A 16,802-nucleotide genomic window follows, 5' to 3' on the forward strand; every position below is an offset into this window, starting at 1 on the left:
TTCTGTTTACCCTGGCAACCTTTTCGCGCCGCCGTGGCCCACGTCACCTGTCACCCCCTGCGAGAGGCGTGCTACCGTCGAGCCTGTTCTCCGAAGGGGAGTAGCTCCACCCGAAAGGGTGCGGCTGATCGACATACTGGCACCGTCACGGTGCCCGGTCAGTCACCACGCACGTGGCGAGCGAGACCTTCGGCCAATGTGATGTTGGCCGAAGTGTCGATCCCGCAAGCGGATTCGCATCCTCGGCCGGCACCCGACCGAGGAGTTCCGCGCATGAGTCCCGGCCGCACCCTGGCTCGCTCGCTCTCGATATGCACCATTCTGGCGGTACCGGCTCTGGTCCTGCGCATCGGCGGTATCCACCCCAGCGCCGTCATCTCCATGCTGATCTTCGGCGCAGCCGTGGTCGCCGCGTCGTTCCTGCTGGCCTGGGCCGCGGAATCGGCTCAGGTCGACATCTCCGGCGGCCTCGCGATCGCCGTGCTCGCCCTCATCGCCGTGCTGCCCGAGTACGCGGTCGACCTCTACTACGCCTACACCGCGGGCTCGAACCCGGAGTACGTGCAGTACGCCGCCGCCAACATGACCGGCTCCAACCGGCTCCTGCTCGGACTCGGCTGGCCGGTGGTGGTACTGGTCGCGCTCGCCGCCACGAAACGGCTCACCGGCTCGAAAACCGATGTGCTGCAGCTGGAGAGGAGCAATCGCCTGGAACTCGGCTTCCTGCTCACCGCCGGGGTGGCCGCGTTCTGGATGCCGATCAGCGGTGAGATCCAGATCTGGTTCGGCCTGCTCCTGCTGCTCTGGTTCGCCTTCTACCTGATCCGCCTGGCCAAGGGCGAGGTCGAGGAACCCGACCTGATCGGCACCGCGGCCGTGCTCGGGGGCCTGCCCCGAGCCCGCCGCCGGGTGGTCGTCCCCGCCCTGTTCATCGTGTCCGCCGCCGTGATCCTGGCCTGTGCCGAGCCTTTCGCCGAGAGCCTGGTCGAGGCCGGCACCTCGCTCGGCATCGACCAGTTCCTGCTGGTGCAGTGGCTGGCGCCGCTCTCCAGCGAGGCGCCGGAGTTCATCATCGCCATCATCTTCGCCAGCCGGGGCAACGGGGCCGGGGCCATCGCCACGCTGATCTCGTCGAAGGTGAACCAGTGGACGCTGCTGGTCGGCTCGCTCCCGATCGCCTATCTGCTGGGTGGTGGCGGCACCGCCCTGGTGCTCGACGACCGCCAGGTCGAGGAGATGCTGCTGACCGCGACGCAGACCATGATGGGCGTGGCCCTGTTGCTGGCCCTGCGTTTTCACCGCTGGTCGGCCTGGGTGCTGCTGCTCCTGTTCGCGGTGCAGTTCCCGGTCACCAGCACCGAGGGCCGGCTGATCCTGTCGGGCGTCTACGGGGCGATCGCGCTGGGGGCGTTCGCCTACCGGTACCGGCTGATCGTGCCGACCTTCGTCGCCCCCTGGAAACCCCCGGCCGACGAGGAACTCACGACGCCCGCCGACGTCCGGGCGTGACCCCGAACTCCCGGGTGAACGCGACGATGAAGGCGGACGTGCTGGCGTAGCCGACGCGGTGGGCCACCTCGGTCACCGGGGTGGTCTCCAGCAGCACGCGAGAGGCCAGCAATCGCAGGCGGGTTCGCCACTGCGTGTACGAGAGGCCGAACTCCTTGACGAAGTCGCGCTGGAGCGTCTTCACACTCACGTGCAGACGCCGGGCCCACTCCTCGAGGCCCGTCGGGTCACCCGGGTCGTGCGTGAGCGCCCGGGCGACCCGCATCGCGTAACCCGAGCCGTTGACCGGGGCTCCGGGCAGCTCGCGCACGGTCTCGCCGATCCCGGCGAGCATCCGGGCGCGGGCCTTGGCCGACCGGGCCGGGAGCACGCCCGACGAGCCGAGGGCGCGCAGCAGCGCGGCGGCCTCGGGGCCGACCGACGCCGCACCCACCCGGACCTTTTTCAGCGCGGGCGGATCCTCACGCAGGCAGACCCGGAAGACGGTCTGCCCCGGGCCCGCCGCGACCTCGTGGGTCACCCCGCGACGGGCCCAGAACACCTCGTTCGGGCCGACGAACTGGTGCTCGCCACCCTGTCGGCCGACGAGCACCCCGTTCGGCGAGAAGTACAGCTGGTGCAGGACCTCCTGGCGCCCCTCACCGAATTCCAGCACCCCGGCCGAGCGGTAGCGCAGCACGAGCATGCCGGCGGGTTCGCGCATGCCGTAGGCGAACTCGTCGCACCTGATCGTTCCCGGACCGACGGGGCGCACAAGATCCAGGGTCAGGTGCTCACTCCGAGGCCTGTCCCACGTCACCCGAATCGCCTCCGTCTCCGTTCCACTTGCGAAGGTAAGGCTAACCTAACTAGACCTGGTCGTGTCGAGACGTGGGACACGCCGGGTCTTCTCTCCCCGGCTCATAGAGATAGTGCAACAATCAACTATGCGGACGTTGCGAAGGCTTGGATTCCTCACCATCGGGCTGTTCGACGAGGCCGACCCCCGGGCCGGGCACGAGTCGACGCTGCGGATCATCGAGCTCGGCGAGCAACTCGGCTTCGACAGCGCCTGGCTGCGGCACCGGCACCTGCAGTTCGGCATCTCCTCCCCCGTCGCCGTGCTGGCCGCCGCCTCGCAGCGCACGAGCCGCATCGAGCTGGGCACCGCCGTCACGCCGCTGGGCTGGGAGAACCCGCTGCGCCTGGCCGAGGACTGGGCCACCGTCGACCTGCTCTCGGGCGGGCGCCTGAACCCGGGCCTGAGCGTGGGCCCGCCGATGTTCTTCGACACCGTGAAGGACGCCCTCTACCCCGACACCGCCGACGCCGAGGACTTCTCCTACGAGCGCGTCGAGCGCCTGCTGAGGTTCGTGCGCGGCGAGAAGGCCTCGGACTTCAGCGGCGCCCGGGCCTTCGAGGAGTTCTCCGACCGGGTGCAGCCGCACTCGGCCGGGCTGGGCGAGCGCCTCTGGTACGGCGGCGGCAGCCTGCGCTCGGCGCAGTGGGCCGGGGAGCACGACATGAACTTCCTGACCAGCAGCGTGGTGAAGTTCGAGGACGGCCCCCGGGACTTCGCACAGATCCAGCTCGGCCACATCCAGGCCTTCCGCGCCGCCCATCCGCTGGGCGAGAAGGCCCGGGTGTCACAGGGTCTCGTGGTGATCCCGACCGACTCGGCCTCGCCCGAGCAGGTCGCCAAGTACCAGGCGTACGTGGAGCGGCGCACACCGCGCACGGCCGAGCCGCAGGGCCCGGCCCGGATGATGTTCGCCCGCGACCTGATCGGCACCGGTGAGCAGATCGCCGAGCAGCTGGCGGCGGACCCGGCCTACGCCCAGATCGACGAGGTCGCGTTCGCACTGCCGTTCAGCTTCGAGCACGACGACTACGTGCAGATCCTGACCGACACCGCGCAGAAGCTGGGACCGGCGCTGGGGTGGAAGGCGTCCTGAAGCGGTCCGGAAGCGCGGACATGTCCGGGACTTCCGGCCTAGGCCCCTGCACGCGGCCCAGGTCACAGCAACAGGCATTCCGCACCTTCTGGACGCATGGTGATCTGGGGTACCACTTGAGGTGTCGCTGATCGCCGACGATCGGATCTGCCTGTGTCTGAAGCACCTACCCCGCTCCGCGTCGGGGTCGTCGCCGAGTCCGCCCCCGGTGAGACGCGCGTCGCCGCCACCCCGAAGACCGTCGAGCAACTGCTCGCCCTCGGGTACGAGGTGCTGGTGGAGGCCGGTGCGGGCACCCGCGCCGCCTTCACCGACGACGCGTTCGCGGCCGCGGGCGCGCGGGTCTCACCGCTCGCGCAGACCTGGGACGCCGACGTCGTCCTCAAGGTCAACGCGCCCACCGCGCAGGAGATCGCCCGGCTGCACGACGGCGCCACGCTGGTGTCGCTCATCGCCCCGGCGCTGAACCCGGACCTGCTCGAGGCGCTGGCCACCCGGCGCCTGACCGTGCTGGCCACCGACGCGGTGCCCCGCATCAGCCGGGCCCAGTCGCTCGACGTGCTCAGCTCGATGGCCAACATCGCCGGGTACCGGGCCGTGATCGAGGCCGCGAACCACTTCGGCCGGTTCTTCACCGGCCAGGTCACGGCGGCCGGCAAGGTCCCGCCCGCCAAGGTTCTCGTGGCCGGGGCCGGGGTGGCGGGGCTGGCCGCGATCGGCACCGCCAGCAGTCTCGGCGCGATCGTGCGGGCCACCGACCCGCGTCCCGAGGTCGCGGAGCAGGTCGGTTCTCTCGGTGGCACTTTCCTTCCGATCACCACGGGGGACGCGTCGGAGCAGCCGAGCCGCGACGGTTACGCCCGCGGCACGTCGTCGGACTACGACGAGGCGGCCTCCCGGCTCTACGCCGAGCAGGCCGCCGACGTGGACATCGTCATCACGACGGCCCTGGTCCCGGGACGTCCGGCGCCGCGCCTGCTCACCGCCGCGCACGTCGCCGCGATGCGACCCGGCAGCGTGATCGTCGACATGGCGGCCTCGCAGGGCGGGAACGTCGAGGGCACCCGCGCCGGCGAGGTGGTGGTGACCGGGAACGGCGTCACGATCATCGGTTACACGGATCTGGCCGGGCGGCTGCCCACCCAGGCGTCGCAGCTGTACGGCACCAACCTCGTCAACCTGATGAAGCTGCTCACCCCGGCGAAAGACGGTTCGCCGGTGCTCGACTTCGACGACGTGGTGCAGCGCTCGATGACGGTGGTGCGCGACGGGGACAAGACCTGGCCGCCGCCTCCGGTGGCGGTGTCGGTGGCGGTGTCGGTGTCGGTGGCGGTGTCGGTGGCCCCTGTCGTCCTGGCCGAGGAGCCCCAGGTCGTGACTCGGAAGCGTTCTTCCGTGAGCCCTTACGCCGCGGTCGCGGTGACGGCGGCGCTGGTCTTCCTGCTCGCCGCCTTCTCCCCCGCCCAGATCGTCGGCAACCTCACCGTGTTCGCACTGGCGGTGGTCATCGGCTACTACGTGATCGGCAAGGTGCACCACGCCCTGCACACGCCGCTGATGTCGGTGACGAACGCGATCTCCGGCATCATCGTGGTCGGCGCCCTGCTGCAGATCGGCCACGACGACACGGTGGTCACGGTGCTCGCCGCCCTGGCCGTCTTCCTGGCCTCCGTCAACATCTTCGGCGGTTTCGCCGTGACCCGGCGCATGCTGAGCATGTTCTCGAAAGGCTGATGACGATGACCGCTTCCAGCGCCGCGCAGGCCGCCTACATCGTCTCCGCCCTGCTGTTCGTGCTCAGCCTGGCCGGGCTGTCGAAGCACGAGACCTCGCGATCCGGAGCCCTTCACGGCATCGCCGGGATGGCCGTGGCCCTGGTCGCCACCGCCGTGCTCGCGGTGGACCGGCTCGACCTCCCGAGCGGCGAGGCGGTCACCGGGCTGCTGCTCATGGCCGTCGCGGTGGCCGGCGGGGCGGCGGTCGGGCTCTCCCGGGCGCGCCGCGTCGAGATGACGGCCATGCCCGAACTCATCGCCGTGCTGCACAGTTTCGTCGGCCTGGCCGCGGTGCTGGTCGGCTGGAACGGGTACCTCCAGGTCTCGTCCGGATCGACCGAGGTGGCGGCCGACCTGCTGGGCATCCACCACGCCGAGGTGTTCATCGGGGTCTTCATCGGCGGTGTGACCTTCACCGGGTCGGTCGTGGCCTACGGCAAGCTGGCCGGGCGCCTGAAGTCCGCCCCCCTGGTGCTGCCCGGCAAGAACGTCCTGAACATCGGTGCGCTGGCGGCGTTCGCGGGAGGGACCGCCTGGTTCACCGCGTCCCCCCGGGTGGTCCTGCTCCTGGCCGTCACCGCCCTGGCGCTCGCGCTGGGCTGGCACCTGGTCGCCTCGATCGGCGGTGGCGACATGCCGGTCGTGGTCTCGATGCTGAACTCCTACTCCGGCTGGGCCGCCGCGGCCTCCGGGTTCCTGCTGAACAACAACCTGCTCATCGTCACGGGCGCCCTGGTCGGTTCTTCGGGTGCCTACCTGTCGTACATCATGTGCCAGGCCATGAACCGCTCGTTCATCTCGGTGATCGCGGGCGGATTCGGCCAGGAGGCAGCGGTTTTCGCCGGCCGCGACTACGGCGAGCACCGCGAGATCCTCGTCGACGAGGCGGTGCAGCTGCTGAAAGAGGCCTCGTCGGTGATCATCACGCCGGGCTACGGCATGGCGGTGGCCCAGGCGCAGTACCCGGTGGCCGACCTGACGCGGCGGCTGCGGGAGCGGAACGTGGACGTGCGCTTCGGCATCCACCCGGTGGCCGGGCGCCTGCCCGGGCACATGAACGTGCTGCTGGCCGACGCCCGGGTGCCCTACGACATCGTGCTCGAGATGGACGAGATCAACGACGACTTCGCGGGCACGTCGGTGGTGCTGGTGATCGGCGCGAACGACACGGTGAACCCGGCCGCGCTCGACGACCCGGGCAGCCCGATCGCCGGGATGCCGGTGCTGCGGGTGTGGGACGCCGAGAACGTCATCGTGTTCAAGCGCTCGATGGCCGCCGGCTACGCGGGGGTGCAGAACCCGCTCTTCTTCCGGGACAACACCCAGATGCTGTTCGGCGACGCCAAGGCCCGGGTGGAGGAGATCGTGCGGGCCCTGTGATGTCGATCTAGTCTGTGTTGTCGGCTTTCTCTTCTGCCCGATTCACCTGGAGGGTTTCATGGCGGTCACCCGCGAAGAGGTCATGCAGGAACTGCTCGAGGCGATGAACCGGCAGGCGGCCACGCCCAGTTCGCTCGGCGGCTCGAACGCCACGGCGGTGAAGACCTTCGCGGAGGCCTACCAGATCCTCTACGAGTGCGAGGGCGACTAGATCCGCGCGAGCCGGGGGCCCAGACCGAGCACCACTTCCACACCGGTCAGGCCCTCGGCCTCGAAGTCGGCGATGGTCAGCTTGCCGTCGAGCTGCATCGCCCGGATCGTCTCACCGGTGCGGGCCTCGCTCTCACCCGGCGGCACGAACGCCTCGAACGGCTGCGGCCAGTCGTTGGTGCGGTCGAACTCGTGGGCCCGGCGGATGATGTGGTCTTCGATGGCGTCCATGTCCCCGACGCTAGACCCGTCCCGCCCGCCGACAACTCACGCCAGCCGCGCGGGCTAACGCCTCAGCCCGCCTTACGGCCGACGCCCGCGATCACGTAGCTCGACGACGGATCGGCGCCCGCGTCGTCGGGCCAGTCGGGCCGCCACTGCGGCACCCAGACCAGGCCCGGGTCGACCAGGGAGAAGCCACCGAAGAGCTCGGTCACGCGGGCGCGGGTGCGCACCGTGATCGGGTCGGCCGTGCGGTAGGTGTCGAGGACCTGCTGGCCCTCGCCGGTCAGGCGGCCGTCGAGCGCCGGGCCCGCCGCGGCCTGCTCCAGGCGGGCGTCGTAGCCGTGCGAGATCACCAGGTGGCTGCCCGGGGCGGCGACCTCGTGCAGCGCCGCGATCGTCTGCTCCGGGTGGTCGGACTCCGGGATGAAGTGCAGCACCGCGACCATCAGGAAGGCGACCGGCTCGGTGAGGTCGATCAGGTTCTTGACCGGGGCGGACGCGAGGATCTCGGCCGGGTGGCGGAGGTCGGCGTTGAGCACCGCCGCGTTCTCGACGCCGTGCAGGATGAGTTCGCTGTGGGCCACCGCGATCGGGTCGATGTCGACATAGACCACGCGGGAGTCGGGGGCCTCGCGCTGGGCGATCTCGTGCACGTTGCCCACGGTGGGGATGCCCGAGCCGAGGTCGATGAACTGACGCACCCCCTGCTGCACCAGGTGCCGCACCGCGCGGTGCAGGAACGCCCGGTTGGCCTGCGCGTTGACCTCGGCACTGGGGTGCAGGTCGAGGATGCGGCGGGCCATCTCGCGGTCGGGGGCGAAATTGTGCGCCCCGCCGAGGAAGTAGTCGTAGACCCGCGCCGCGGACGGCGTGGTCAGGTCGATGTTGCGGGGCGCCCAGTCGGGGAGCTCCGTCATGGGGCCGTCCACCTCGCGAGAATCGGGCAACAGGGACGAATACGACCCTATCCGGCTGCGGCCCGAAGAGGGAACAACCCCGCCGGAGTATCGACTCCGGACGAAGCCCGGGCGCACCCTTGCGGACAGCACCGCCGGAGGGAGACATCGTGAAGAGCGTCAAGGAACTCCAGGAACGGCTCGAACAGCTCCGCGCCACGATCGACGACGCCAAGGAGACGGCCTCGAAACTGGCTCAGGACAAGGTGATCGACCCGGTCACCGCGATCCCGAGGCAACGCCGCCGGTACGCCGACGGCTTCCGGGACTTCTAGGACAGGGCCGGGGCCGGGATCTCTCTGCGTTCCGCCGCCCAGGCGCTGCGGTACGGCGCGTAGGTCGCGATCAGCTCGTCGTGCGTGCCCCGCGCCGCCACCACCCCGCCGTCGATCACCAGCACCTCGTCGGCCGCCGCCAGCGGGCTGAGCCGGTGGGTGACGACCACGGCGCTCTGGTCGGCGCGGGGTGACGCGAGCACCTCGGCCACCAGGTCGTCGGCGGTGGCCGCGTCCAGGTGCTCGGCGGGCTCGTCGACCAGCAGCACCGGCGCGCCGCTGACGAAGGCACGCGCCATGAGCATCCGCCGCCGGATACCGCCCGAGAGCAGGTGCGTGCCCGCCCCCTGCCCGGGGCCCGCCGGATCACCCACCACCACGTCGAGACCATCGGCACCGAGCCCGGAGATCCACTCCCCCAGCCCGGCCCGGCGCAGGGCCGCGAGGAGCTCGGGGTCGGTCGCGTCCTTGTTCGCCACCCGCAGGTTCTCTCGCACGGTCGTGCCGAAGACGTGGGCGTCATCGGCGGCGAGGTGCACCATGTGCCGGAGGCTGCGGGTGTGCACGTCGAGGAGCTCGACGCCGTCGCCGACGTCGGTGTCGTCCATCAGCATGTGCCCCTCGGCGGCGGGCAGCAGACCGGCGAGCGTGCGCAGCAGCGTGCTCTTGCCCTGGCCGCTGGGGCCGACCACGGCGATCCGGCGGCCGGCGGTGAGGTCCAGATTCACGCCGCGCACGGCGGGTTCACGGCCGGGCCAGCCGACGGCCAGGTCCTGCGCCCGCAGGTGCAGCCCGGGCAGTTCCCGCACCAGCCGCAGCCCCTTCTGCCCGGCCATCAGGTAGGCGCTGTTCGGCACCGGCCGGGCCTGCACGTCCAGGGTGCGGTGGCTGTCCGGTTCGGGGGTGGCCAGCAGGGGGACGACGCGGCGCGCGGCTTCCGAGGCCCGCACCAGGCTGACCGCGGCGGCCGGGAGACCGGCCACCACCTCGGCCAGGGCCAGCGGCACGAACGTCAGCACGGCCAGGGCCACCTCCCGGATCCGGCCCTCGTTCACCGCGATCACACCGGTGACCAGCGAGCCGAGCACGGCGGCGGACATCACGGCCGATCCGAGCCCGGCCGCCCAGGAGGCGGGACGGGCGGCGCGGTCGAGGCCGTGGGAGAGCTCGTCGTCGCTGCGCCGGATCGCCGCCAGCTGGTCCGGGACCCGGCCGCTGACCGTCAGTTCCGGCAGGTTGTCGAAGAGCGCGAGCACGTTCTCGGACATCTCGGTGCGGGCCTGCGCGGTGCCCAGCACGTCGCGGCGGCCACCGATCCCGGCCAGCCCGGGCACCGCGACGATCGCGATCAGCACGGCCGTGGCCAGCACCGCGCCGGCCTCGGGCAGGATGATCCCGACCGCCACCACCGAGGCCAGGCCGGTGAGGATCGCGGTGACGAAAGGCAGCACACCACGCACGATCACGTCGCCGAGCTCGTCGACGTCGGCGCCCAGCCGGGCCAGCAGGTCACCGCGCTTCAGCCCGGCCGCCACGGTGTCGTCGGCCGCAGCCAGACGCCCGAACAGCGTCTCGCGCAGCCGCACCACGCCGCGCAGGGCGACGTCGTGCGAGACCAGCCGCTCGCAGTACCGCAGCACCCCGCGGCCGATGCCGAACGCGCGCACACCGACGATCGCAACCATCAGGAACAGGATCGGCGGCTGCTGCGCGGCCCGGGTGATGAGCCAGCCGGAGACGCCGAGCAGGGCGATCGAGCAGGCCACCGCCGCGGCACCGGTGACGGCGCCGAGCAGCAGACGCCAGGGGTCGGGCCGCATCTCGTCGAGCACGAGCAGCAGCGCGCGCCGGCCGCTCACCGGGCTCTCGACGGGGGACGTGGTGGTCGCCTCGGTCTTCATGCCGGGACCTCCATCGGGGAGCTGGTTTCCAGACCGGGAGCCACCCGGCCGCTGACGTCGATCGTGCGGTCCGCCGCCGCGATCAGGGCGGGCCGGTGCGCCACCAGGACGACGGTGCGCCCCCGGTCGCGCAGCGCGCCGAGCAGGTCGAGCACGGCCTGCTCGGCCCCGGCGTCGAGATGGGCGGTGGGTTCGTCGAGCACCACCAGCGGGGCCTCGCTGAGCAGGAGCCGGGTGAGCGCCAGCCGCTGACGCTGACCGGCCGACAGGCCTGTGCCCCCCTGGCCGACCCGGGCGTCCCAGCCGCCGGGAACAGTACGCACGACGTCCTCGAAACCCGTGACCGCGGAGGCTTCGCGCACCTGGTCGAGCGAGACCGACGGGCGCAGCAGCGACACGTTCTCCCGCAGGGTGCCGGGCACCAGCACCGGATGCTGCGGGCACCAGGCGATCTGGCGCCACCACGACGCCGGGTCGACATCGGTGAGCCGGACGGATCCGGCGACCACCACGTCCCCCAGGGTCGACTTCTGAAGCCCCAGGAGCACATTCACCGCCGTGCTCTTGCCACACCCGCTCGGGCCGGTGAGCGCGACGATCTCGCCCGGGCCCACCGAGGCGGTGAGGTGCGAGGGCGTCGGGTGCGGGACACCGTCGTGCTGCACCGTCACGCCCTCGAAAGCGACGACGGCGGTGGACAGGTCCGGGGCCTCGACCGTTCCGGGCGCGGGAACCGGGCGCTCCAGCACGTCGAAAGCCTGCTGGGCGGCGGCCAGCCCGTCCTGACTGGCGTGAAAGTGCATGCCCACCGCGCGAAGCGGTGCGTAGACCTCCGGGGCGAGCAGCAGCACGGCCAGGCCGGTCTGCAGGTCGAGGGTGCCGTGCACCAGACGCAGCCCGATGCCGACCGCGACCAGCGCGACCGAGAGGGTGACGAGCACCTCCAGGGCCAGGGCCGAGAGAAAGGCGGTGCGAAGGGTTTTCATGGTGGCGCGGCGATGGGCGTCGCCGGCCACGCGCACCCGCTCGCGCTGGGCCCGGGCGGTACCGAGCGAACGCAGCGTGGGCAGACCGGCGATCAGGTCGAGCACCTGCGTGCCCAGGCGCTGCAGCGAGACCAGGCTGCGGTCGGACGCGTCCTGGGTGGCCATGCCGATGAGCGCCATGAAGAACGGGATCAGCGGCAGGGTGAGAAGAATGGTGACGCCGGCGATCCAGTCCTGCCACCAGACCACGACCAGGACGGCCGGGGTCAGGGTGGAGGCCAGGACCAGCTGCGGCAGGTATCGGGTCAGGTAACCGTCGAGCGCGTCCAGCCCGCGGGTGGTGAGCACCGCGAGATCCGCTCCCCCGCGACCGGTTTCCCGCACGGCGTGGGCGATCAGCTTCTCGCGCAGCTGGCGCACCACGGTGGTGGCCGCGCGGTGGCCGAAGCGCTCCTGCGCCCCGGCGATCACCGCCCGGACCGCCAGCACGATCCCCAGCCCGGCGACCTGGCCGCGGACGTCACCGAAGGTCAGTCCGTCCGTCGCGACACCCGCGACGACGTGGGCCAGGAGCAGCGACTGCACCACCAGCAGGGCGGTGGTCGCCACTCCCAGACCGGAGGTCAGGCCGACGTAGAGCCGGGCCGCGCGGGCCTGGCGCAGCAGCCGGGGATCGAGGGGCTTCATCGATACGAGGCTTCCGCTTCCGGCGTGGACCAGGGCAGGCCGTGACCCGGCGGGATCTTCGTGGCGCCGATGCGGTGCCAGAAGACCCAGTAGGTCCACGACTGGTAGAGGATCACGACCGGGGTCAGGAAGCAGGCGGCCCAGGTCATGACGACCAGCGTGTAGTGCGTGGACGAGGCGTTGTGGATCGTCAGCGAGAACAGCTCGTTCGTGCTGGAGGGCATGACGTCCGGGAAGAGGCAGCCGAACAGCAGCACCACCGCCGAGGCCGTCGCCAGCACCGTGCTGCCGAAACCCAGGGCCTCCCGCTCCCTGAACGCGCCGTAGGCCGCGGTGAGCAGGGCCACGGCCGCGACCACCACGACGCCCCAGGTCCAGGCCTTGCCGTAGGCCAGCTGGGTCCACAGCGCGAAGACCACGGCGACGCCGATCGCGGGCACCGAGAGCTTCGCGGCCAGGGCGATGGCGCGGGCGCGGATCTCCCCCTCGGTGCGCAGCCCCAGGAACAGCGCGCCGTGGAAGGCGAACAGCAGCAGGGTGGTCAGGCCGCCGAGCAGGCCGTAGGGGTTCAGCAGGGTGAAGAGCGTTCCGGTGAACTGCTTGTCGGCGTCGATCGGCACCCCGCGCACGATGTTGGCGAACGCGACGCCCCACAGCAGCGCGGGCAGGGTCGAGCCGACCACGATGGCGGTGTCCCAGAGGTTGCGCCACCGGTCGCCCTCGATGGTGCCGCGGTACTCGAACGCCACGCCGCGGATGATGAGGCCGACCAGGATGAGCAGGAGCGGCAGGTAGAAGCCGGAGAACAGGGTGGCGTACCACTCCGGGAAGGCCGCGAAGGTGGCGCCGCCGGCGACGATCAGCCAGACCTCGTTGCCGTCCCAGATCGGGGCGATGGTGTTGATCATGACCCGGCGGTCGGTGTCGTTCCTCCCGAGGATCGGCAGGAGCATCCCGACCCCGAAGTCGAACCCCTCGAGCACGAGGTAGCCGATCCACAGGACCGTGATGAGGATGAACCAGAAGGTGACGAGTTCCACGTCCGGACTCCGATTTTCAGTAGGCGAAGCTGAGCGGGCGGTCGGCGTCGTCGTCGTGGTCCGGCGCCTCCTCGATACCGGGAGCACCCGCGGCCGCGTACCGGCGGATCAGGCCGAACCAGGCGATCGCCAGCGAGCCGTACAGCAGGGTGAAGGTGACGAGCGAGATGCCGACCGACCAGGGACCGACGGTGGAGACGCCGTCCTGCGTGAGCATGCGAATGGTCCAGTCACCGTCCGGGTTCGGGGCGACGACCCAGGGCTGGCGGCCCATCTCGGTGAAGACCCAGCCGGTGAGGTTGGCCAGGAACGGGCCCGGAATGGCGATCAGCGCGAGGCGGCCGAACCAGCGGCCCGGGTTGCGGCCCTTGCGGGTCACCCAGAGGCCGACCACGCCGAGCGCGGCGCCGAGCACGCCGAAAAGGATCATGGCGCGGAAGTTCCAGTAGGTCACGGCCAGGTTCGGCACGTAGTCCTGACCGTCGCCGTACTTCTCCGAGTACTCGGCCTGGAGCTGGTTCACGCCCGGCACGGTGGCGTTGAAGTCGCCGGTGGCCATGAACGAGTAGACGCCCGGGATGGCGAAGGTCTGCACGTCGCAGTGCCCGTCGCCCGGGTTGCCGATCGCGAAGAGGCTGAAGCCGGCGCCCTCCTCGGTCTCGCAGAGTCCCTCGGCCGCGGCCATCTTCATGGGCTGCTGCTGGTACATGAGCTTGGCCTGGCCGTCACCGGTGACGGCGGCGCCGACGCCGGCGACCAGGAGCACCACGCAGGCGAACCGGAACACGGGGCGGTACAGCTCGACCTTCTCGTGCCGGGTGTGCGAGTCGACCTGGGCCTGGTGGCGCGCCTTCACCATCCACCAGCCCGCGATGCCGGCGACGAAGCAGGCCGCGGTCATGAACGCGGCGGTGATCTGGTGCGGGAACGCCCACAGCACGGTGTTGTTCGACAGCAGGGCGCCGATGCTGGTGAGCTCGGCGCGGCCGGTCTCGGCGTTGTACTCGACGCCGACCGGGTGCTGCATGAACGAGTTGGCGGCGAGGATGAAGAACGCCGAGAGGTTCACGCCGATCGCCGCGAGCCAGATGCTGGCCAGGTGCAGCTTCTTCGGCAGGCGGTCCCAGCCGAAGATCCAGGCGCCGATGAAGGTGGACTCGAGGAAGAACGCGGCCAGGCCCTCGAGGGCCAGGGGGGCGCCGAACACGTCACCGACGAAGCGCGAGTACTCGCTCCAGTTCATGCCGAACTGGAACTCCTGCACGATGCCGGTGACGACGCCGATGGCGAAGTTGATCAGGAAGAGCTTGCCGAAGAACTTGGTGGCGCGCAGCCAGCGCTCGTCGCCGGTGCGGAACCAGACGGTCTGCATGATCGCCACCATCGGAGCGAGCCCGATGGTCAGCGGAACGAAGATGAAGTGGTAGACGGTGGTGACACCGAACTGCCATCGGGCCAGGTCGAGGGCGTCCATGCTGTCACCATGTCGCCCGGAACGGTTCACTTGTAGTGACCTAGGTCCCCCAGCGCCGGGCTGAACTACTCATTCCATCGGGTCAGCCGACCGGTGACCGCGTCGACCAGGCGCGACGTGGCCAGCGAGAGACCCGCGAAGAGCCCGGCCACGAGCACCATCTGGTCGACGAGGGAGTAGACCAGGGTCTGGTTGAGGGCCCAGCCGAGGCCGGACTGGATGCCGTACAGCTCTGACGCGAGCACGCAGGCCCAGGCCGTTCCGGCGGCGAGCACGAGGGCGCCGCGCAGCTCGGGAACGATGGCGGGCAGAACGATGTGGGTGCTGATCCGGGTGCGGCTCAGGCCGAGTGTGCGGGGGTAGTCGGTGACGTGCGGGGGCAGGTTGCCGACGGCGTTCGCGGTGGCCAGGAGCACGACCCAGAACGCGCCGAAGGTCACGAAGCCGATGCTGGCACCGCTGGTCGCGCCGAACCAGAGGGTGAAGAGCGGGGCCATCGCGAGCAGCGGCAGCATGCGCAGCAGACCGGCCACGCCGCCGGCCGCGAGACGCACGGGGCGGGCGGCGCCGACGAGCAGGCCGGCCGGAAGACCCAGGGCGAGGGCGGCCAGATAGCCCGTGACGAAACGGCCCAGGGTCACGAGGCCGTTCTGCAGCACGGCGAGGGCGGCCAGCCCTACCGAGTCGGGGGCGCCCTGGAGGGTGGTGGCCGGGCCCCAGCCACCGCGGTAGAAGTGGCTCAGCCCGGTGATGCCTTCGGTGACGATCACTTTCAGATGGGGGACGACGTGGTCGCCCTGAGCGGTCAGGGCGCCGGCCAGCAGGGCCAGGAGTTCCCAGACGACGAGCCCGGCCAGGGTGCCGATCACCAGCGAGCGGCGGCGAGGGCGGGTGCGCAGACCGGAACCGTACCTCGCCGGGGCTTTTCGGCTCACAGGTGCCCCAGAAGCGTTGCGCGCAGAGCGTTCGCCTGCGCGTCCATGCGCAGGGCGTCGGTGCGGGGACGCGCGAACGGGACCACCACGTCCGCCCTCACTCCCCCACCGGCGATCACCACGATGCGGTCGGCGAGCGCGAGGGCCTCGTCGGTGTCGTGGGTGACGAACACGATGGTCTTGCCGGTCTCGGCCCACAGGTCGAGCAGGGTGCGGTGCAGTCCCTGGCGGGTGAGGTGGTCGAGGGACGAGAAGGGTTCGTCCATCAGGAGGATGTCGGGGTCGTTGGCGAAAACGGCGGCGACGGCCACTCTTTTGCGCATGCCGCCGGAGAGTTCGCGGGGCCAGGCGCGCTCGCGGCCCGCCAGCCCGACGGCCTCGGTGAAGTGCAGTGCCTGCGGACGCCACTGGCTTTCGGGGATCTTGCGGCTGCGGGGGCCGAGAGCGATGTTGTCCGCGACGCGTAGCCAGCCGGGGATGGCATCCTGCTGGAAGACCATGCCGCGGGTGGCGCTCGGGCCCTCGACCCTCCGGCCGTGGGCCTCGACGGTGCCGGCGGTGGGCTGCAGGAGGCCGGCGACGCAGCGCAGGAGGGTGCTCTTGCCCTGACCGGAAGGCCCCAGGACGCAGAGGAATTGGCCGGCCGGGATGTCGAGGTCGAGGTTCTCCAGGGGGGTGACGGCGTCGGGTCCCGGGTTGAACGTGACGGTGAGACCGCGGATCTGGATGCTCATCCCTGCCACCTCAGGGCCGGGCGCGCGGCGGCGCGGATCAGGACGTCGAGCAGCACGGCGGCCAGGCCGAGAGTGATCGACAGGCTGAGCACCTCGCCGACGTTGCCCTGCTGGGCGCGCAGGGCGATGAGGCGGCCCATGCCGACGCGGGAGCCGAGCAGTTCGGCGCCGGCCTCGAGGCCGACGCCGGTGGCGAGGGCGAGGCGGAGTACGGCGACGACGGCCGGAAAGGTGGCGGGCAGCACGATGTTCCGGAAGCGCTGGGAGCCGTCGAGGCCGAGGGTGGCGGCGTACTCCTCGCTGGCCGGGGGGATGTTCAGGGCCGCCGACTGGGCCACCACCGCGACCACGACGAAGCAGTAGAACGTGACGAGCAGCAGCTTGCTCGCCGGGCCGGGGCCGAGCCAGATCAGGAGCAGGGGGGCGACGACGAGCACGGGAACGGCCCCGAAGACGAAGAGCACGGGTTCGGTGAGGTCACGCAGCCACTGGCGGCGGGCGGCGCCGAGACCGGCGACGACGCCGAGGGTGCTGCCGATCAGCCAGGCGGTGGTGGCGGTGCCGACGGTCCAGGCCAGGTTGACGGCGTAGGAGGAGTGCTCGAGGCCGAGGAACTCCAGGCCCCGGTCGCCGCCGGCGTGCTGCTGGAACTGCCAGAGCACGACGCGGGGGCCGGGCAGGACGGCGTCGTTCGCGATGCCGAGGGCCGCGAGCTCCCAGAGCGCCCAGAACACCGCGACACCCACCGCCCCCCAGAGGGCAGGGGACAGCGGGTGGTGCC

The 16,802-nt window shown here is 71.1% G+C and carries 16 protein-coding genes; 6 read left to right on the forward strand and 10 right to left on the reverse strand.

What is annotated here, in order from left to right:
• Positions 1-273: 273 nt before the first annotated feature.
• Complete coding sequence (locus J2S57_RS01045) at positions 274-1,509, forward strand: calcium:cation antiporter family protein (RefSeq protein WP_307237043.1); 1,236 nt, start codon at positions 274-276, stop codon at positions 1,507-1,509.
• On the opposite strand, the gene J2S57_RS01050 is transcribed toward J2S57_RS01045, so the two are convergent.
• Positions 1,481-2,263 carry a helix-turn-helix transcriptional regulator gene (locus J2S57_RS01050; protein WP_307237046.1) on the reverse strand — a complete coding sequence of 261 codons (783 nt, stop codon included), beginning with the start codon at positions 2,261-2,263 and terminating at the stop codon, positions 1,481-1,483. The genes J2S57_RS01045 and J2S57_RS01050 overlap by 29 nt on opposite strands.
• A gap of 172 nt (positions 2,264-2,435) precedes the next feature.
• Here J2S57_RS01050 and J2S57_RS01055 point away from each other — a divergent pair, with 172 nt between their 5' ends.
• The 4 genes from J2S57_RS01055 (at position 2,436) to J2S57_RS01070 (ending at position 6,809) form a co-directional block, all read left to right on the forward strand.
• Positions 2,436-3,443: an LLM class flavin-dependent oxidoreductase gene (locus tag J2S57_RS01055; protein ID WP_307237048.1), complete on the forward strand. Its 1,008-nt coding sequence runs from the start codon at positions 2,436-2,438 to the stop codon at positions 3,441-3,443.
• Between the two features lie 153 nt (positions 3,444-3,596).
• Positions 3,597-5,177, forward strand: coding sequence for a Re/Si-specific NAD(P)(+) transhydrogenase subunit alpha (locus J2S57_RS01060; protein WP_307237051.1), 1,581 nt, complete (start codon positions 3,597-3,599; stop codon positions 5,175-5,177).
• A 5-nt stretch (positions 5,178-5,182) separates the two neighbouring features.
• Positions 5,183-6,598 carry a Re/Si-specific NAD(P)(+) transhydrogenase subunit beta gene (gene pntB, locus J2S57_RS01065; RefSeq protein ID WP_307237054.1) on the forward strand — a complete coding sequence of 472 codons (1,416 nt, stop codon included), beginning with the start codon at positions 5,183-5,185 and terminating at the stop codon, positions 6,596-6,598.
• Positions 6,599-6,656: 58 nt separating this feature from the next.
• Positions 6,657-6,809 (forward strand): hypothetical protein, encoded by a 153-nt coding sequence (locus J2S57_RS01070; RefSeq protein WP_307237057.1) that lies wholly within the window; start codon positions 6,657-6,659, stop codon positions 6,807-6,809.
• Here J2S57_RS01070 and J2S57_RS01075 read toward each other — a convergent pair.
• Together J2S57_RS01075 and J2S57_RS01080 are read right to left on the reverse strand one after the other, a co-directional pair.
• A complete protein-coding gene (locus J2S57_RS01075) occupies positions 6,806-7,039 on the reverse strand; it encodes a hypothetical protein (protein ID WP_307237060.1) in 234 nt (77 codons plus the stop codon). The two genes, J2S57_RS01070 and J2S57_RS01075, sit on opposite strands and share 4 nt — an antisense overlap.
• Positions 7,040-7,101: 62 nt before the next feature.
• Positions 7,102-7,950 carry an SAM-dependent methyltransferase gene (locus J2S57_RS01080; RefSeq protein WP_307237063.1) on the reverse strand — a complete coding sequence of 283 codons (849 nt, stop codon included), beginning with the start codon at positions 7,948-7,950 and terminating at the stop codon, positions 7,102-7,104.
• A gap of 149 nt (positions 7,951-8,099) precedes the next feature.
• Between J2S57_RS01080 and J2S57_RS01085 the strand changes: the two genes are divergently transcribed.
• Positions 8,100-8,264, forward strand: coding sequence for a hypothetical protein (locus J2S57_RS01085; protein WP_307237066.1), 165 nt, complete (start codon positions 8,100-8,102; stop codon positions 8,262-8,264).
• Here J2S57_RS01085 and cydC read toward each other — a convergent pair.
• The 7 genes from cydC to J2S57_RS01120 form a co-directional block, all read right to left on the reverse strand.
• Positions 8,261-10,165, reverse strand: coding sequence for a thiol reductant ABC exporter subunit CydC (gene cydC, locus J2S57_RS01090; RefSeq protein ID WP_307237070.1), 1,905 nt, complete (start codon positions 10,163-10,165; stop codon positions 8,261-8,263). The two genes, J2S57_RS01085 and cydC, sit on opposite strands and share 4 nt — an antisense overlap.
• Positions 10,162-11,838 carry a thiol reductant ABC exporter subunit CydD gene (gene cydD, locus J2S57_RS01095; protein ID WP_307237073.1) on the reverse strand — a complete coding sequence of 559 codons (1,677 nt, stop codon included), beginning with the start codon at positions 11,836-11,838 and terminating at the stop codon, positions 10,162-10,164. The genes cydC and cydD overlap by 4 nt, the downstream gene beginning before the upstream one ends.
• The gene (cydB, locus tag J2S57_RS01100) at positions 11,835-12,878 is read right to left on the reverse strand and encodes a cytochrome d ubiquinol oxidase subunit II (protein ID WP_307237076.1); all 1,044 of its coding nucleotides are present in this window, start codon (positions 12,876-12,878) and stop codon (positions 11,835-11,837) included. Before cydB ends, cydD begins: the two co-directional genes overlap by 4 nt.
• A gap of 16 nt (positions 12,879-12,894) precedes the next feature.
• Positions 12,895-14,352, reverse strand: a complete 1,458-nt coding sequence (locus J2S57_RS01105; RefSeq protein ID WP_307237079.1) for a cytochrome ubiquinol oxidase subunit I — start codon at positions 14,350-14,352, stop codon at positions 12,895-12,897.
• Positions 14,353-14,417: 65 nt separating this feature from the next.
• Positions 14,418-15,287 carry an ABC transporter permease gene (locus J2S57_RS01110; protein WP_307237081.1) on the reverse strand — a complete coding sequence of 290 codons (870 nt, stop codon included), beginning with the start codon at positions 15,285-15,287 and terminating at the stop codon, positions 14,418-14,420.
• Positions 15,284-16,021, reverse strand: coding sequence for an ABC transporter ATP-binding protein (locus J2S57_RS01115; RefSeq protein WP_307237084.1), 738 nt, complete (start codon positions 16,019-16,021; stop codon positions 15,284-15,286). The genes J2S57_RS01110 and J2S57_RS01115 overlap by 4 nt, the downstream gene beginning before the upstream one ends.
• The gene (locus J2S57_RS01120; RefSeq protein ID WP_307237086.1) at positions 16,018-16,767 is read right to left on the reverse strand and encodes an ABC transporter permease; all 750 of its coding nucleotides are present in this window, start codon (positions 16,765-16,767) and stop codon (positions 16,018-16,020) included. The genes J2S57_RS01115 and J2S57_RS01120 overlap by 4 nt, the downstream gene beginning before the upstream one ends.
• Between the last annotated feature and the right edge of the window lie 35 nt (positions 16,768-16,802).

Source organism: Kineosporia succinea, from assembly GCF_030811555.1.
In the GTDB taxonomy this organism is placed as follows: Bacteria; Actinomycetota; Actinomycetes; order Actinomycetales; family Kineosporiaceae; genus Kineosporia; species Kineosporia succinea.